A 16,320-nucleotide genomic window follows, 5' to 3' on the forward strand; every position below is an offset into this window, starting at 1 on the left:
AGAGCAAATGGGCGCGGTGAAAAAGCAGCAACCACAACCGGGTATCGCCCGCTGGCGCTTTGCGCTGGTGGCGGTCCTGCTGTGCCTGCTTGCCCTGGCCCTGGTCCTGCACCTCGCACGCTTGCAGGTACTGCCGGAGGAGGAGCGCGGCTACCGCTTCCTGCAGGACCAGGGGCGCGCGCGCACCATTCGCAGCGAAGAGATCGCCGCCTACCGCGGCGCCATCCTCGATCGCAATGGCGAACTGCTCGCGGTGAGCACCCCGGTGCACAGCCTCTGGGCCAACCCCGAGCTGCTGCGCGAAGCCGGCGCCGACGAACTGCGCCGCCTCGCCGCAGCCCTGGAGATGAAACCGGCGGACCTGGCCAAACGCCTGGAAAAATACCGCAACAAGGAGTTCATGTACCTGCGCCGCCACCTGTCGCCGGACCAGGCGGGCAGGGCCCTGTCCCTGGACATTGCCGGCGTCTACAGCAAAAAGGAATACCGCCGGTTCTATCCGGCCGGCGAGGTGGTGGCCCAGTTGCTCGGCTTTACCAATATCGACGACCGCGGCCAGGAGGGGTTGGAACTGGCCTACGACCAATGGCTCTCCGGCGAACCCGGCCGCCAGCAGGTGGTCAAGGACCTGAAAGGCCGCACGGTGCAGGACCTGGCCACCGAGCGGGAGGCGCGCCCCGGCCGCGACCTGCGCCTGTCCATCGACATGCGCCTGCAGTACCTGGCCTACCGCGAACTCAAGCGCACAGTGGCCGAAAACGAGGCCAGCTCCGGCCTTATGGTGATTCTGGACACCCGCAGCGGAGACGTGCTGGCCATGGCCAGCCAGCCCTCCTTCAACCCCAACAACCGCGAGGGCACCCCGGCGGCGGCCATGCGCAACCGCGCGCTGATCGACCAGTTCGAACCGGGCTCCACCATCAAGCCGCTCACCGCGCTGGCGGCGCTGGAGAGCGGGCGCTACCAGTCGCACACGCCGATCGACACCAGCCCCGGCTATATCCGTCTGCCGGGCAAGACCCTGGTGGACCCGGTGAACTACGGCCAACTGGACCTGACCGGTGTGATCACCAAGTCCAGCCAGGTGGGTATCACCAAAGTTGCCATGGATCTGGAACCAAACGTACTGCGCGAACTCTTTTACCGCCTGGGCCTGGGGGAGGCGGTGGGCAGCGGTTTCCCCGGGGAGGTGGCGGGCATACTGCCCAGCCGTAGCCGCTGGCACCCGATCGAGCGGGCCAATTTCGCCTTCGGCTACGGCATGACGGTGAACGCGGTGCAACTGGCCCACGCCTACAGCGTGGTGGCCAATGCCGGGCTCAAGCGCCCGGTTTCGCTGGTTTTATCGGAAGACAAAAAAGCCGACGAAGCCGAACGGGTGGTGGAGGAACCCCTGGCGCGGCAGGTGACCGCGATGCTTGAGACCGTAATCGGCCCCCGGGGCACCGGCAAGCACGCGGCTGTCGAGGGCTACCGGGTGGCGGGAAAGACCGGCACGGTGCATAAGGTGGGCAGCCAGGGTTACGTGGACAACCGTTACCGCTCGGTATTTGCCGGTTTTATCCCCGCGGACAGGCCGCGCCTGGCCGCGGTGGTGGTGATCGACGATCCCAAGCACGCCAAATACTACGGCGGCGAAGTGGCCGCCCCGGTGTTCGGCGCGGTGATGGCCGGTGCGATGCGCCTGCTGCAGGTGCCGCCCGCCGAAGTGGCGTCGCCGGAACAGCAATTGGCCAGGCGATTGGAATTGAGAGGTACGAAATCGTGAGTCAGCACAAGGTTTCCCTGTTGCAGCTGGTGCCCGGCTACGCGGGCATCCCCGATATCCCGGTGACCGGAGTGGCGCTGGACAGCCGCAAGGTGCACGCCGGCGAACTGTTTATGGCCCTGCGCGGCACCCTGGTGGACGGTCGCGACTATATCGATGCGGCAATAGCGGCCGGCGCCGGCGCGGTGCTGGCGGACGGCGACAAGCTGGGCAGCGAAACCCGCAACGGGGTGGAAGTGGTCTGCGTGCCGGGCCTGGCCAAGCGCGTGGGGGAAATCGCCGCGCGTTTTTACGATCACCCTACGGAGTCCATCCACCTGGTGGGGGTGACCGGTACCAACGGCAAATCCACCTGTGCCTACCTCACTTCCCAACTGCTGGCGCGGCATTTCGGCAGCGCCGCAGTGATGGGCACCATCGGCAACGGCGTGTGGAAGGACGGCGATATAGAGCTGCAGGAAACTGGCCTCACCACCCCGGACCCGGTACACCTGCAGGCGGAATATGCGGAATTTCGCGATCGCGGCGTGCGCGCCGCGGCCATGGAAGTGTCCTCCCACTCACTGGCCCAGGGCCGGGTACACGGGCTCACTTTCGACACCGCGATTTTCACCAACCTGTCCCGGGATCACCTGGACTACCACGGCACCATGGCCGCCTACGGCGCCGCCAAGGAAAAACTGTTCGGCCTGCCCAAGCTCAAGCGCGGGATCATCAACCTGGACGACCCCTTCGGCGCGCAGCTGGCGGAGCGCTGCAGGCTGCGCAACCTGAAGGTGGTGACTTACGGCCTGCAGGCGGGCGACCTGCACGCCACCGACCTGCGCCGCCTGGACAGCGGGTTTTCGGTACAGCTCGCCAGCCCCTGGGGCAGCGGCGAACTGGTGGCGCCGCTGATCGGAGATTTCAATATTCACAATGCGCTGGCGGTGGTGGCCGCTGCGGCCGCAGGGGGAATGCCGTTCGACGATATTCTCTCGGCCTTTCCCCATATCCGCGCAGTGCCCGGGCGCATGGAGCGGGTACAGGTGGAGAGCGCGGACGAGGTTACCGTGCTGGTGGACTACGCCCACACCCCGGAGGCCCTGCGCGCGGCCCTGGCGGCGGCGCGCCCTTACTGCCGCGGCAGGCTCTGGTGCGTATTCGGCTGCGGCGGCGACCGCGACACCGGCAAGCGCGCACCCATGGGCCGCATCGCCTCGGAAATGGCCGACCGCGCCATCGCCACCAGCGACAACCCGCGCAGCGAGGACCCGCAAAAAATCATCGACGATATTCTCGAGGGCGCGGCCAGCAATATGGAAGTGGAAATCGACCGCGGCGCGGCTATTGCCCGCGCCGTGCGCGAGGCGCAGCCCGGCGACATAGTGTTGATCGCCGGCAAGGGCCACGAGAACTACCAGATTATCGGCGGGGAGAAAATTCATTTCTGCGACCGCGAACAGGCCGCCGCGGTCCTGCGTGAGCGCACCGCCGGCCAGATAGGAGCCACAGAGTGATCAACCCGCTCACCCTGCAACAACTGCAAGACCGTTTCGGCGGCGAACTGGTCAACGGTTCGGTGCAGTTCGATCGCGTGTGCACAGATACGCGCAAGCTGGATGAGCGGGCGCTGTTCGTGGCCCTGAAGGGAGAGAACTTCGACGCCCACGACTTTGTCGGCGACCTGGAAGAGCGGGTGCTGGGCCTGGTGGTGGAACGGGAGATTCCCGGCAGTGCACTGCCCCAGTGGATAGTGGAGGACACCACCGTCGCCCTGGGCTGGATAGGCCGGCTTTGCCGGGAGCAATTCAAAGGACGCGTGATCGCGATCACCGGCTCCTGCGGCAAGACCACGGTCAAGGAAATGCTCGCGGCGATTTTTGCCCAGCGCCACAACGCCTGTGTGACCCGCGGCAACCTGAACAACCAGTTTGGTCTGCCGATGACCCTGTTCGGCCTGCGTCCCGACCACGATGTGCTGATCCTCGAGATGGGTGCCAGCGGTCCGGACGAAATCGGCTATTTGTGCGGTATCGGCAAACCGCAGGTCAGCGCGGTGAACAACGTAAAGCCCGCACATGTGGAGGGCTTCGGTTCGGTGGACGCCATCGCCGCGGCCAAGGGACAGATCTACACCGGCCTGGAAAGCGGCGGCACCGCAGTGGTCAACGACGACGACAGCTATGCGGATTACTGGCGCGGCCAGATGCCCGAGGGCATCCAAACCCTGGATGTGGGCCTGGGTCACGACTGTGGGATTCACGCCGACAATATCGAACTGGACGCCCGCGGCTGCGCCGCTTTCGATCTGGTGGTGGAGGGCCTGGCGCACCCGGTGCGGCTGCAGCTGCTCGGCGAGCACAACGTGCACAACGCCCTGGTGGCCGCCGGCTGCGCCTTTGCCGCCGGAGTACCCGCCGCGGAAATTGCCAGCGGTCTCAGCCAACTGGGCGGCGTGGCCGGCCGCATGCAGACCCACGAAGGGCTTCAGGGCGCGACGGTGATCGACGACAGCTATAACGCCAATCCCGGTTCCGTGGCCGCGGCCATCGAACTGCTGGCCCAGCGCCCCGGAAAAAAAATCCTGGTGCTCGGCGACATGGCGGAACTGGGCCCGGACGCGGACGCCATGCACAGGCAGGTCGGAGAGCTGGCGCGGGAGCGCGGTATCGACACCCTGTTTACCCTCGGGTCGCTGAGCGCGGCGGCCAGCGTCACTTTCTGTGCCGGGCGGCAGAGGCCGCTGCACAACTACCGGGATAGAGCACCGTTGATCGCCGCGCTTTCCCATGAACTGAATAACGACACCACGGTGCTGGTGAAAGGTTCCCGCAGTGCCCGTATGGAGCTGGTAGTGCAGGCGCTGACCGAGCCCGGGAACGATTGAGAGGATAAGAGATGCTGCTCTGGCTGGCAGAAATTCTACAACAATATGTGAGCGCCTTTTCGGTGTTCAATTACCTCACGGTGCGCGCGATTTTTGGCGCGCTTACCGCGCTGGGGATTTCCCTGGTGGTGGGCCCGCGCATGATCACCTGGCTGAATCGGCTGCAGGTGGGGCAGGCGGTGCGCGACGACGGCCCGCAGACGCACCTGAGCAAATCCGGTACCCCGACCATGGGTGGCGCCCTGATTCTCGCGGCGATTTTTTCCTCCGCGCTGCTGTGGTCCGACCTGGGTAACCGTTATGTGTGGGTGGTGTTGCTGGTCACTTTTGTTTTCGGCGCTGTAGGTTTCGTGGATGACTATAAAAAAGTTGTGGAGAAAAATCCCCGCGGGCTGATCGCACGCTGGAAGTATTTCTGGCAGTCCATCGCCGGCCTTGGTGCGGCGGTATATCTCTATATGAGTGCCACCAGCCCGGCGGAAACCCAGTTTTTCTTCCCTTTCTTCAAGGATGTGGCAATCAACCTGGGGCCGGTGTCTTTCATCCTGCTCACTTATTTCGTGGTGGTGGGTTCGAGCAACGCCGTCAACCTGACCGACGGCCTGGACGGCCTGGCGATCATGCCCACGGTGATGGTGGGCGGTGCCCTGGGCGTCATCGCCTATCTCGCGGGTCACGTGGAATTTGCCAATTATCTGCATATCCCCTCGATTACCGGCGCCGGCGAGCTCGCGGTCTTCTGCGCGGCGCTGGGAGGCGCCGGGCTGGGTTTCCTCTGGTTCAACACCTATCCGGCCCAGGTGTTTATGGGGGATGTGGGCGCGCTGGCGCTGGGCGCGGCGCTGGGGATTATCGCGGTGATCACCCGTCATGAAATCGTGCTGTTCATCATGGGCGGCGTCTTCGTGATGGAGACGGTGTCGGTGATCCTGCAGGTGGCGTCGTTCAAACTGACCGGCAAACGCATTTTCCGCATGGCGCCGCTGCACCACCATTTTGAACTGAAAGGCTGGCCGGAACCCCGGGTGATCGTGCGCTTCTGGATTATCACCGTCATTTTGGTACTGGCGGGGCTGGCGACGTTGAAATTGCGCTAGTTCCCTGGACCGGAGCCTGCTTGCAGGCGGGCTTCTACAGAGATTGGAAAGTAGGGTGCGCCGTGCGCACCAAACACAGTGATCGGTGCGCACGGCGCACCCTACAGGCAACGTTAAACGAAAACCGATGACATTGATTGCAACCTCGGAGAAAAAAGTCGTAATCGGATTGGGTGCTACCGGGCAGTCGGTGGTGCGCTTCCTGGTGCGCGCCGGTTTTTCTCCGGTGGTTGTGGACAGCCGCAGCCAGCCGCCGGGGCTGGAGCAGTTTCAGCGGGAGTTCCCCCAGGTCCCGGTGGAATGCGGACCGCTGAAAGAAGAGACACTGCTCGATGCCAGCGAAATTATTGCCAGTCCCGGCATCGCCCTGAGCGAGCCCGCCCTGCAAAAAGCTGTGGCCGAAGGTATCCCGGTTATTGGTGATATTGAGCTGTTTGCCCGCGAACTCAGAAAACTGTCGCGGCCGCCCGAGGTTGCCGCCATTACCGGTTCCAACGGCAAGAGCACCGTGACCACATTGTTGGGCCTGATGGCCGAGCGGGCGGGTGTGGATGTGCGCGTTGGCGGCAATATCGGCGTGCCGGTGCTGGATCTGCTGGAGCCCTCAGTGGAACAAAAAGAGCCCTCAGCGGAACAAGAAGAGCCCTCAGCGGAACAAGAAGAGCCGCTGCCGCAGCTGTTTGTGCTGGAGCTGTCCAGCTTCCAACTGGAGACCACTGGCTCCCTGACTCCCACCGTCGCCACCATATTGAATTTGAGCGCGGACCATATGGACCGCTACGAGAGCCTCGCCGACTACCACCGGGCGAAACAGCGGATCTACCGGGGCGCGCGGCAGCTGGTGGTCAACCGCGCGGACCCGCTGACCCGGGGGCCCCTGTCGAAGGACAGCCGCGAGTGGAGTTTCGGCCTGGACAGGCCCGACCTGCAGCAGTTCGGCCTGGTGCAAAGCGAAGGTGAAGAGTGGCTGGCCCGGGGCGTGGAGAAACTGCTGCCGGTGGGCGAGCTGGCGATGGTGGGCAGGCACAATGTGGCCAATGCGCTCGCGGCCCTGGCGCTGGGCTGCGCGGTGGCATTGCCCATGGAGGCGATGCTGTCCACCCTGCGCACCTTTAAAGGATTGCCTCACCGCTGTGAGCGGATCCTGGACCTGGAGGGCGTTACCTACGTCAATGACTCCAAGGGTACCAATGTGGGTGCGACCCGCGCGGCGCTGGACGGCCTGGCCACCGGCAGCGCGAAAATCGTATTGATCGCCGGCGGCGACGGCAAGGGTGCGGACTTCGCGCCGCTGGCGGAATCCGCCGCTGCGCTGCGCGCCCTGGTGACCATTGGTGTGGACGGCGACAGGGTCGCCGATGCATTTGCCGGGCAGTTGGAAAACCATCGCGCCGTATCCATGGAAGACGCGGTAGCCCGCGCGCGCGCGCTGGCGCAGCCCGGAGACTATGTGCTGCTGTCCCCCGCCTGCGCCAGCTTCGATATGTACCGGAATTTCGAGGCGCGCGGCGACGATTTCCGTCGCGCCGTGGTCGAACTGGCCGGCGTCGGCACTCCGAGGGGAGGTGCCGCGTGAGCCAGATGGAAAAGACAGTGGATACCCGCTACGACTGGCTGCTGCCATTTTGCGTACTGGCGCTGGCGAGTATCGGCATTGTGATGGTGGCCTCCGCGTCCATCGCCTTCGCCGCGGATATTTATCAGGACCCCTGGTTTTTCCTCAAGCGCCACCTGTTATTTCTCGGCGTCGGAATCGCGGTTGCGCTGGTGGTGAGCCAGGTGCCGCTGTCGGTGTGGTCGGGGCTGTCCTGGCCGCTGCTGTTGTTCGCCTGCCTGCTGCTGCTGGCGGTACTGGTCCCCGGTATCGGCCGCGAGGTCAACGGCAGCCGGCGCTGGCTGGCGCTGGGTGCGATCACCGTACAGCCGGCGGAGGTTGCCAAGTTCTGCCTGCTGGTGTTTTTCGCCAGCTTTCTGACCCGCCGCAATCAGCAGCTGCGCCACTGGAGCAGCTTTATGGTACCGGTGGTGATTCTCGGAGTGGTGGCGGTGCAGTTGCTGCTGCAGCCGGATTTCGGTTCCGTGGTGGTGATTTCCGGCACGGTGCTGGCGATGGTCTTCCTCGCCGGCGCGCGCCTGCCACACACATTTTTATTGGTGGGCCTGGCAGCCTGCGCGCTGGCGCTGATGGCAATGGTGAGCCCCTACCGGTTGCAGCGTTTGACCACTTTCCTGGACCCCTGGCGGGACCAGTTTGCCAGCGGCTACCAGCTCACCCAGTCGCTGATCGCATTCGGTCGCGGCGAATGGTTCGGCGTGGGCCTGGGCAACAGTGTGCAGAAATTGTTTTACCTGCCCGAGGCGCACACGGATTTTATTTTCGCGATTCTGTCCGAGGAGTGGGGCATGGCCGGTGGCCTGGTGGTGATCGGCCTGTTCGTTGCGCTCACCTGGTCGCTGCTGCGCCTGGTGCGGCAAGCCCTGGCGCAGCAGAAATTTTTCGCCGCGCTGCTCGCTTTCGGTATTGCGGTGCTGTTGGCAGGGCAGGCGTTTGTAAATATGGGTGTGGCATCGGGCCTGCTGCCCACGAAAGGGCTGACCCTGCCGTTCGTCAGTTCCGGCGGCAGCAGCCTGGTAGTCTGCTGCGCGCTGTTCGCGCTGGCGCTGAGGGTGCAGTGGGAATTGAACAGTGCCGTGGACAGCGAGATGTCCGGTGAAGACAAGGTGCGCCATCTGCCGATATTCAACCCGTTGCAGCTGGGCGACCGCAGTATAAAAGGGGAGGCGGCCTGATGGACGAAAATACAGCGCCGTTCTCCGGAAAAAAATTCCTGGTCATGGCCGGCGGCACCGGCGGTCATGTATTTCCCGCGCTGGCGGTAGCGCGCGCTCTGATCGAGCACGGGGCAGAGGTGGAGTGGCTGGGTACCGAGCGTGGTATCGAGGCGCAGCTGATTCCTGATATGGGAATTCCACTGCGCTTTATTACCGTGGAGGGCGTGCGCGGCAAGGGCAAGTTGGCCCTGTTGAAGGCGCCGTTGCAAATTTCCCGCGCGATCTGGCAGGCGCGGGAGATCGTCAAAGAGATAAAGCCGGATGCGGTGCTGGGTTTTGGCGGTTTCGTCACCGGCCCCGGTGGCGTGGCTGCGCGCCTGTGCCGCGTGCCGCTGATTATTCACGAACAGAATGCGGTGGCCGGCACCACCAATCGCCTGCTGGCGCACATCGCCAGCCGCGTGCTGGAGGCCTTTCCCAGCGGGCTTCCCGGCGGCCGCCAAGTGGGCAACCCGGTGCGCGCGGAGATCACGCAGCTGCCGGAACCGGCTGCGCGTATCGGCCGGGAGCGGCCATTGCGGCTGCTGATACTGGGCGGCAGCCTGGGTGCGGTGGCCATCAACGAACTGGTGCCGCAGGCGGTGTCGCTGCTGGACGAATCATTGCGCCCGCGCATTGTGCACCAGGCGGGCCAGCGCCACCTGGACGTGGCGGGCGAAGCCTACCGACAGGCGAATGTGCAGGCGGAAGTGGTGCCGTTTATTGCGGATATGGCCGCAGCCTATGCAGATGCGGACCTGATTATCTGCCGCTCCGGCGCATTGACCGTTTCGGAAATCGCCGCGGCGGGTGTGGGCGCGATTATGGTGCCTTTCCCCTTCGCCATCGACGATCACCAGACCAAGAACGGCGAGTGGCTGCAAGCGGCGGGAGCGGCAGTGGTGATACAGCAGGACACGCTGAGCGCGGAGAAGCTGGCCGAGCTGCTGGAAGAATTTTTGACGCAGCCGGAAAAGTTATTGGCGATGGCTCAGGCGGCCCGTCGGGTAGCGAAAATTGATGCGACGGAGCAGGTGCTTGCCGCCTGTCGCGAAGAGATAGGGTGTTGATATGTCTCTGGTAGAACCCACAGTGCAACAAAACGGCTACAGCGTACCCGCGATGCGCCGCATTCGCCGCATCCATTTTATCGGTGTCGGCGGTGCCGGCATGAGCGGTATCGCCGAAGTGCTGCAGAATCAGGGGTACGAGGTTTCCGGTTCCGACCTGCGCGAATCCCCGGTGACCGGACGGCTTCGCGAGCTGGGCGTAAAAGTCCAGATCGGCCACAGCGAGGACAATATTCGCGGGGTGGATGTAGTGGTGAATTCCTCTGCAATTCACAGCGATAATCCGGAACTGGCGGCGGCACGGAAGAAGCGCATACCCGTGGTACGCCGTGCGGAGATGCTGGGAGAGTTGATGCGCTACCGCTACGGCATCGCGGTGGCTGGTACTCACGGCAAGACCACTACCACCAGTTTGATCGCGTCGATTTTCGCCGCGGACAAGAAAGATCCGACGTTCGTGATCGGCGGCCTGGTGAACAGCGCCGGCGCCAATGCGTCACTGGGAGAAAGCCGTTACCTGATCGCCGAGGCGGACGAGAGCGATGCCTCATTTATCCATCTGCAGCCGATGGTGACGGTGGTGACCAATATCGATGCCGACCATATGGAGACTTACGGCGGCGACTTCGGAAAGGTCAAACAGATATTTATCGATTTCGTACACAACCTGCCGTTCTACGGCCTGGCGGTGGTGTGTGGCGACGACCCCAATGTTCGCGAGGTGATACCGAAGCTGTCGCGGCCGGTGTCCACTTACGGTTTCGAAGAGGGCAATGATTACCGCATACGCGAGGTGAAGCAGGAGCCGTTGCGCAGCCATTTCAGTGTGCAGCGTCCCGACGGCAGCCTGCTGGACGTGTGTGTGAACACCCCCGGTATTCACAATGTGCTGAATGCCACTGCGGCGATTGCCGTGGCCACCGACGAGGGGATCGGGGACGATGCCATTCGCGAGGGGCTGCGGGGGTTCCAGGGCGTGGGCCGGCGTTTCCAGATCTACGGCCAGTATTCCGTGACCGATGACGGCGATGCGGAAAAGGTCATGCTGGTGGACGACTACGGCCACCATCCGCGGGAAGTGGCGGCGACGATTCAGACAGTGCGCGACGGCTGGCCGGAACGGCGTTTGGTCATGGTCTACCAGCCGCACCGCTATACCCGCACGCGGGACCTGTTCGAGGATTTTGTGCAGGTGTTGTCGCAGGTGGATAAGTTGATCCTGTTGGACGTGTACAGCGCCGGCGAGTCGCCCATACCCGGTGCGGACGGCCGTACCCTGGCGCGGAGCCTGCGCAATCGCGGCCAGGTGGACCCGATTTTTATCGAGGAAGTGGAGCAGGTACCCCCGGTGCTCGCGGACCTGCTGGAGCCGGGCGATATCGTGCTGACCCAGGGGGCCGGCAATGTGGGCACACTGGCGCAGCAGCTGGCGGCCTGGCGTCTGGGTGACAAGGAAGAGTGATGCGGAACTTTGTGGGAGCCTGCTTGCAGGGCGAAGTTGCGCGTACACAAAGCACCGCTTTGTGCGCAACTTTGCGACCCGCCAAGGATGCCGGGGCCGGGGCCGGAACGAAAGCGAAGGTGTTGCGCCAGGGATGGCATGCCGGGAGCCTCTTGCCACTGTCCTTCGACTGCAAGCAGGCTCCTACAGGGGAGACACCGTAGGATGGGCAAAGCGCAGCGTGCCCATCAAATCGCGCCGCGCGGCGCCCGGCGCATTGCGGACAATCGTGAAGGAGAAAGCCGCAGCAGACTCCTTCCGTTGCTGCTCGCGACAGCGGCCATCGCCCTGCTGGCGGGCCTGAGTTATACGGGTCTGTGGCTGTGGCAGCGGGCACCGGTTGCGGAACTGAGCCGGGTGGATGCGCTGGAGCATGTGCGGGTCGAGGGCCCGTTTCGCGCGGTGAGCCAGCGCGAGGTGGAGGAAATCCTGTTGCCGTTTTTACAGCGGGGTTTTTTCTCCCTGGACATAGGTGCGATACGCGAAGCGCTGTTGCAGCACCCCTGGATCGTCGGCGCTTCGGTCAGCCGGCGCTGGCCCCGGGGCGTCGAGGTGCAGGTGGAAGAGGCGCGCCCACTGGCGGTCTGGGGAAAGGATAAATTGCTGGTAGCCAGCGGCGAACTGCTGCCGCGACCGCCGGGTATGCACACCGGGCGCCTGCCGGAACTGGCGGGCGATGAGGAGCTGGTGGAGCGCATCATGTCGCAGTATCGGGCGCTGGCGGGGCTGTTGACCACGCGGGATATGGAGGTGAAGCGGTTGTCCTTCGACGATCTGGCCGGCTGGCACCTGGAACTGGTTTCCGGCGTGGAGTTGCACCTGGGGCACGATGAGCTGCTGGAGCGGGTAAACCGTTTCCTGAGCTTGAGCCGGGGAGTACTGGCGCCGCACCTGGAAAAGATCGAGCGGGTGGATACGCGATACAGCAATGCTGTTGCGGTGCGATGGAAAGAAGATAAACAGCGGAATTAAAACAAGGTTTAAAAAGGCGAGCCCTGTCTCCTGGTCCGTTATTGGCAATGCGGTTCGGGAGCGGTTCAGCGAGGTTGGTAAAAAATGACACAAGCATCCGATCACCGCATGATCGTGGGTCTGGATATCGGCACATCCAAGGTAGTCGCCATCGTCGGCGAGGTCTCCGACAGTGGCGAGTTGAATATCGTCGGTATCGGTTCGCACAGATCCACCGGGATGAAAAAAGGTGTGGTGGTGAATATCGAATCCACAGTGCAGTCGATTCAGCGCGCGGTGGAAGAGGCGGAGCTGATGGCCGGTTGTGAGATTCACTCGGTCTACGCGGGCATTGCCGGCAGCCATATCCGCAGCCTGAATTCCCACGGCATAGTGGCGATCAAGGATCGCGAGGTGACCCAGCAGGACCTGGACCGGGTTATAGACGCCGCGCGCGCGGTGGCCATTCCCGCAGACCAGAAAATCCTGCACACGCTGCCGCAGGAATTCCTGATCGACAGTCAGGAAGGGGTCAAGGAACCGCTGGGCATGTCCGGCGTGCGCCTGGAGGCGAAGGTGCACCTGGTCAGCGGCGCGGTGAACGCGGCACAGAATATCGAGAAGTGCATTCGCCGCTGCGGCCTGGAGGTAGAGGACGTCATTCTGGAGCAGTTGGCCTCCAGCTACTCGGTGCTCACCGAGGATGAAAAGGAGTTGGGCGTGTGCATGGTGGATATCGGCGGCGGTACCACGGATATCGCCGTGTTCACCGGCGGTGCCATCCGCCACACGGGGGTGATTCCCATCGCCGGCGATCAGGTGACCAACGATATCGCCATGGCCCTGCGCACACCCACGCCCCACGCGGAGGAGCTGAAAATCAAATACGCCTGCGCCCTGGCCAAGCTGGCGCGGGAGAGCGAGACCATCAAGGTGCCCAGCGTCGGCGACCGCGCGCCGCGGGACCTGTCGCGGCAGGCGCTGGCTGAAGTGGTTGAACCGCGCTACGACGAGTTGTTTACGCTGGTGCAGGCGGAATTGCGCCGCAGCGGCTTCGAGGATCTGTGCGCGGCGGGCGTGGTGCTCACCGGTGGCTCCTCGAAGATGGAGGGCGCGGTGGAACTGGCAGAGGAAATTTTCCATATGCCGGTGCGCCTGGCGGTGCCCCAGGGCATTGCCGGCCTCACCGATATCGTGAGCAACCCGATTTATTCCACCGGCGTGGGCCTGCTGATGTACGCCATGCAGCGGGAGGAAAGCAGCGATGCCACCAGGCCCCGCCCGGTGCGCAATGAAAACCAGTGGTGGGACAAAGTGAAACACTGGTTCCGCGGGAACCTTTGATGAATGCGGAATGCGGAATGCGGAATGCGGAATGCGGAATGCGGAATGCGGTATTAATTCGACCGCGTAGGATGGGCAAAGCGCAGCGTGCCCATCAATAAATCAGGAACGAACAACAATTTTGGCATGAGCAAAAAAGGGGAACAGAGATGTTCGAACTAGTCGATAGCGTACAGGACAAGCCTGTCATCAAAGTGATCGGCGTTGGCGGCGGCGGCGGCAATGCTGTGAAGCATATGATCGTCAGCGAAGTGGAAGGTGTGGATTTCATCTGCGCCAACACCGACGCCCAGGCGCTGAAGGATATTCAGGCGCGCACCATCCTGCAGTTGGGCAACAACATCACCCGCGGCCTGGGTGCCGGTGCCAATCCGGAGGTGGGACGCCAGTCGGCTCTGGAGGACCGCGAGCGTATCGCCGAGGTGCTGCAGGGCGCGGACATGGTGTTTATCACCGCGGGCATGGGTGGCGGTACCGGCACCGGCGGCGCGCCGATCGTAGCGGAGATCGCCAAGGACCTGGGTATTCTCACCGTGGCGGTGGTTACCCGCCCATTCAAGATCGAGGGGCGCAAGCGGGCACAGGTGGCCGAGGAGGGCATCCTCGAACTGCGCGACAAGGTGGACTCGCTGATCAGTATCCCCAACGACCGCCTGCTGGAGGTGCTGGGCAGCAAGGTGACCATGAAGGGTGCCTACAAAGAGGCTGACAATGTGCTGCTGGGCGCAGTCCAGGGTATCGCCGACCTGATGATCCGCCCCGGCATCATGAACGTGGACTTTGCCGACGTGCGCACCGTTATGTCCGAGATGGGCATGGCGATGATGGGCTCCGGCTCGGCGGTGGGCGAGAATCGCGCCCGCGAGGCGGCGGAGAAAGCGGTGCGCAGCCCGCTGCTGGACAACGTCAACCTGCAGGGCGCCCGCGGCATCCTGGTGAATATCATCACCGGCAGCGAAGAGGGCGGCTGCCAGGAGCTGACCCTGGGCGAGTACTCCGAAGTGGGTGAAATCGTCCAGGAGATCGCCTCCGACGACGCTACCGTGGTGATCGGTACTGCGGTGGACGACAAGCTGGGTGACGAGATGCGGGTCACCGTGGTGGCCGCGGGTTTGGGTGAGGGCGCCCAGCAAGCGGCGCGCCCCACCAAGGTGGTGGACAACACCCGCCGCGCGGAGATGCGCGATACCCGCGATTCCTCGGCTCTGGGTGGTCGCGAGAGTGCGGACAACCGCGCGCGGGTCGAGAGCGAGCGTCCCAAGCGCCCGGCCCCGACGCTGAATCCGGCGGATGCGGATATGGAGTACCTGGATATCCCCGCGTTCCTGCGCCGCCAGGCGGATTAGGCTGGGACAAATCGGCAGGATTGCCGATTTGGACGCCGCAGGCGCCCGCAAAGCGGAGAGCGCCAGGGATGGGGCGAATCACCGCGGAGTTCCAGCTCCGCATGCGGGCTCGCCGGTGCGGACGGCGCTGTCCGGTCAATAACCCCGTTACCCGGGGCGGAAAACCCTGCTCATGTCACCCGGCCCTCCCCCGGGAGGGCCGGGCCTCCGCCCCCGGTCAACGCGGGTTAACAATTTTTTACAGCGGTGTGACAGGTACAGGCCGTACAATGATGTTTACAGCCTGGAATTGGCGCCGAAGTCCTCGCGCTGAGCTATACTGAGGCTAGGGAGCGATGAACTGTACGGAATGACCGTTATGCCAGTTATGGTTTTGGCGTTTGTTTTCTGCTATAGTCGCCGGCTTGCTGCGGTCTTTGTGCCGCCTCTTTACCAGAGAACACGACATCTATGATCAAACAGCGCACACTCAAGAATGCTATTCGCGCCACCGGCGTGGGACTGCACACCGGCAAGAAGGTCGTCCTGACTCTGAAGCCGGCGCCTGTGGATACCGGCATAGTGTTCCGCCGGGTGGACCTGGACCCGGTGGTGGAAATTGAGGCTCGCGCGGAGAATGTCGGTGACACGCTGCTGTCCACCACCCTGGTCAAAGACGATGTGCGCATCGCCACAGTGGAGCACCTGCTGTCCGCGATGGCCGGCCTGGGTATCGACAACGCTATCGTCGAGCTTTCCGCCCAGGAAGTGCCGATTATGGACGGCAGTGCCGGCCCCTTCGTGTTCTTGATCCAGTCCGCGGGTATCCAGGAGCAATCGGCCCCGAAGAAATTCCTGCGCATCAAGAAGCCGATAACCGTGGAAGAGGGCGACAAGGTAGCCAGCTTTCTGCCGTTCAACGGCTTTAAAGTGTCTTTCACCATCGATTTCGATCACCCGGTATTCCAGGGGCGCAACCTGACTTCCTCGGTGGACTTTTCCAGCACCTCCTTCGTGAAGGAAGTGAGCCGTGCGCGCACCTTCGGTTTTATGCACGAGATCGAGTACCTGCGTTCCAAGGGCCTGGTACAGGGCGGCAGCGTGGACAACGCCATTGTGATCGACCAGTACCGCATTCTGAATGAGGGCGGGTTACGCTACGAAGACGAATTTGTTAAACACAAGATTCTGGACGCCATCGGCGACCTCTACTTGCTGGGCACCAGCCTGATCGGCGAGTTCAGGGCGCACAAGTCCGGTCACGCCCTCAATAACAAATCCCTGCGCACCTTGATGGCGCAGGAGGACGCCTGGGAGATGGTGACCTTCGAAGACGAAGAGGAAGCGCCTATCTCCTACGTCAAACCGATACTGGCGGTATAGGCTTAGCAGAAAACCGGCACGAAAATTGCCGGTTTTTTTGTGAAGCATACATATGTTTGGGCGAACACAAGGTTCGTCCCTGCGGCGCATTCTCGTCGTTCCGGCGTAGGCCGGAACCCAGGCGCCACTGGACTGGATACCGGCCTGCGCCGGTATGACTAGTGCTAGAGTATCTACGAGCCCACGAAGCAGTTCCTGACA

12 protein-coding genes are annotated in these 16,320 nt (G+C 63.3%); all 12 read left to right on the forward strand.

What is annotated here, in order from left to right; translation table 11 throughout:
• The first annotated feature begins 7 nt into the window (after positions 1-7).
• The 12 genes from PP263_RS01245 to lpxC all read left to right on the forward strand — a co-directional run bounded on the left by PP263_RS01245 (position 8) and on the right by lpxC (position 16,119).
• Positions 8-1,768, forward strand: a complete 1,761-nt coding sequence (locus PP263_RS01245; protein ID WP_308366566.1) for a penicillin-binding transpeptidase domain-containing protein — start codon at positions 8-10, stop codon at positions 1,766-1,768.
• Entirely contained in the window at positions 1,765-3,267 is a 1,503-nt protein-coding gene (locus tag PP263_RS01250) for a UDP-N-acetylmuramoyl-L-alanyl-D-glutamate--2,6-diaminopimelate ligase (protein ID WP_308366567.1), read from the forward strand. Before PP263_RS01245 ends, PP263_RS01250 begins: the two co-directional genes overlap by 4 nt.
• Positions 3,264-4,637 carry a UDP-N-acetylmuramoyl-tripeptide--D-alanyl-D-alanine ligase gene (murF, locus tag PP263_RS01255; RefSeq protein ID WP_308366568.1) on the forward strand — a complete coding sequence of 458 codons (1,374 nt, stop codon included), beginning with the start codon at positions 3,264-3,266 and terminating at the stop codon, positions 4,635-4,637. Before PP263_RS01250 ends, murF begins: the two co-directional genes overlap by 4 nt.
• Positions 4,638-4,648: 11 nt before the next feature.
• Positions 4,649-5,734, forward strand: coding sequence for a phospho-N-acetylmuramoyl-pentapeptide-transferase (mraY, locus tag PP263_RS01260; RefSeq protein ID WP_183455763.1), 1,086 nt, complete (start codon positions 4,649-4,651; stop codon positions 5,732-5,734).
• A gap of 127 nt (positions 5,735-5,861) precedes the next feature.
• Positions 5,862-7,310 carry a UDP-N-acetylmuramoyl-L-alanine--D-glutamate ligase gene (murD, locus tag PP263_RS01265; protein ID WP_308366569.1) on the forward strand — a complete coding sequence of 483 codons (1,449 nt, stop codon included), beginning with the start codon at positions 5,862-5,864 and terminating at the stop codon, positions 7,308-7,310.
• 5 nt (positions 7,311-7,315) lie between these two features.
• Entirely contained in the window at positions 7,316-8,524 is a 1,209-nt protein-coding gene (gene ftsW, locus PP263_RS01270; RefSeq protein ID WP_308368543.1) for a putative lipid II flippase FtsW, read from the forward strand.
• Positions 8,524-9,615 (forward strand): undecaprenyldiphospho-muramoylpentapeptide beta-N-acetylglucosaminyltransferase, encoded by a 1,092-nt coding sequence (gene murG, locus PP263_RS01275; protein ID WP_308366570.1) that lies wholly within the window; start codon positions 8,524-8,526, stop codon positions 9,613-9,615. Before ftsW ends, murG begins: the two co-directional genes overlap by 1 nt.
• A 1-nt stretch (position 9,616) precedes the next feature.
• A complete protein-coding gene (murC, locus tag PP263_RS01280) occupies positions 9,617-11,077 on the forward strand; it encodes a UDP-N-acetylmuramate--L-alanine ligase (protein ID WP_308366571.1) in 1,461 nt (486 codons plus the stop codon).
• A 204-nt stretch (positions 11,078-11,281) separates the two neighbouring features.
• Positions 11,282-12,088, forward strand: a complete 807-nt coding sequence (locus PP263_RS01285; RefSeq protein ID WP_308366572.1) for an FtsQ-type POTRA domain-containing protein — start codon at positions 11,282-11,284, stop codon at positions 12,086-12,088.
• An 84-nt stretch (positions 12,089-12,172) separates the two neighbouring features.
• A complete protein-coding gene (gene ftsA / locus PP263_RS01290; protein ID WP_183455773.1) occupies positions 12,173-13,411 on the forward strand; it encodes a cell division protein FtsA in 1,239 nt (412 codons plus the stop codon).
• Positions 13,412-13,560: 149 nt separating this feature from the next.
• Positions 13,561-14,757, forward strand: coding sequence for a cell division protein FtsZ (ftsZ, locus tag PP263_RS01295; RefSeq protein WP_308366573.1), 1,197 nt, complete (start codon positions 13,561-13,563; stop codon positions 14,755-14,757).
• Positions 14,758-15,207: 450 nt separating this feature from the next.
• Positions 15,208-16,119, forward strand: a complete 912-nt coding sequence (lpxC, locus tag PP263_RS01300) for a UDP-3-O-acyl-N-acetylglucosamine deacetylase (protein WP_308366574.1) — start codon at positions 15,208-15,210, stop codon at positions 16,117-16,119.
• The last annotated feature ends 201 nt before the right edge of the window (positions 16,120-16,320 follow it).

The sequence above is a fragment of the Microbulbifer sp. TB1203 genome (assembly GCF_030997045.1).
Lineage (GTDB): Bacteria > Pseudomonadota > Gammaproteobacteria > Pseudomonadales > Cellvibrionaceae > Microbulbifer.

Bases quoted from the DNA above. Each gene is read 5' to 3' on its own strand.
- murD (WP_308366569.1), top strand. From the start codon at position 5,862: ATGACATTGATTGCAACCTCGGAGAAAAAAGTCGTAATCGGATTGGGT.
- murG (WP_308366570.1), top strand. From the start codon at position 8,524: ATGGACGAAAATACAGCGCCGTTCTCCGGAAAAAAATTCCTGGTCATG.
- ftsZ (WP_308366573.1), top strand. From the start codon at position 13,561: ATGTTCGAACTAGTCGATAGCGTACAGGACAAGCCTGTCATCAAAGTG.
- PP263_RS01285 (WP_308366572.1), top strand. From the start codon at position 11,282: ATGGGCAAAGCGCAGCGTGCCCATCAAATCGCGCCGCGCGGCGCCCGG.
- mraY (WP_183455763.1), top strand. From the start codon at position 4,649: ATGCTGCTCTGGCTGGCAGAAATTCTACAACAATATGTGAGCGCCTTT.
- ftsW (WP_308368543.1), top strand. From the start codon at position 7,316: ATGGAAAAGACAGTGGATACCCGCTACGACTGGCTGCTGCCATTTTGC.
- murC (WP_308366571.1), top strand. From the start codon at position 9,617: ATGTCTCTGGTAGAACCCACAGTGCAACAAAACGGCTACAGCGTACCC.
- lpxC (WP_308366574.1), top strand. From the start codon at position 15,208: ATGATCAAACAGCGCACACTCAAGAATGCTATTCGCGCCACCGGCGTG.
- PP263_RS01245 (WP_308366566.1), top strand. From the start codon at position 8: ATGGGCGCGGTGAAAAAGCAGCAACCACAACCGGGTATCGCCCGCTGG.
- ftsA (WP_183455773.1), top strand. From the start codon at position 12,173: ATGACACAAGCATCCGATCACCGCATGATCGTGGGTCTGGATATCGGC.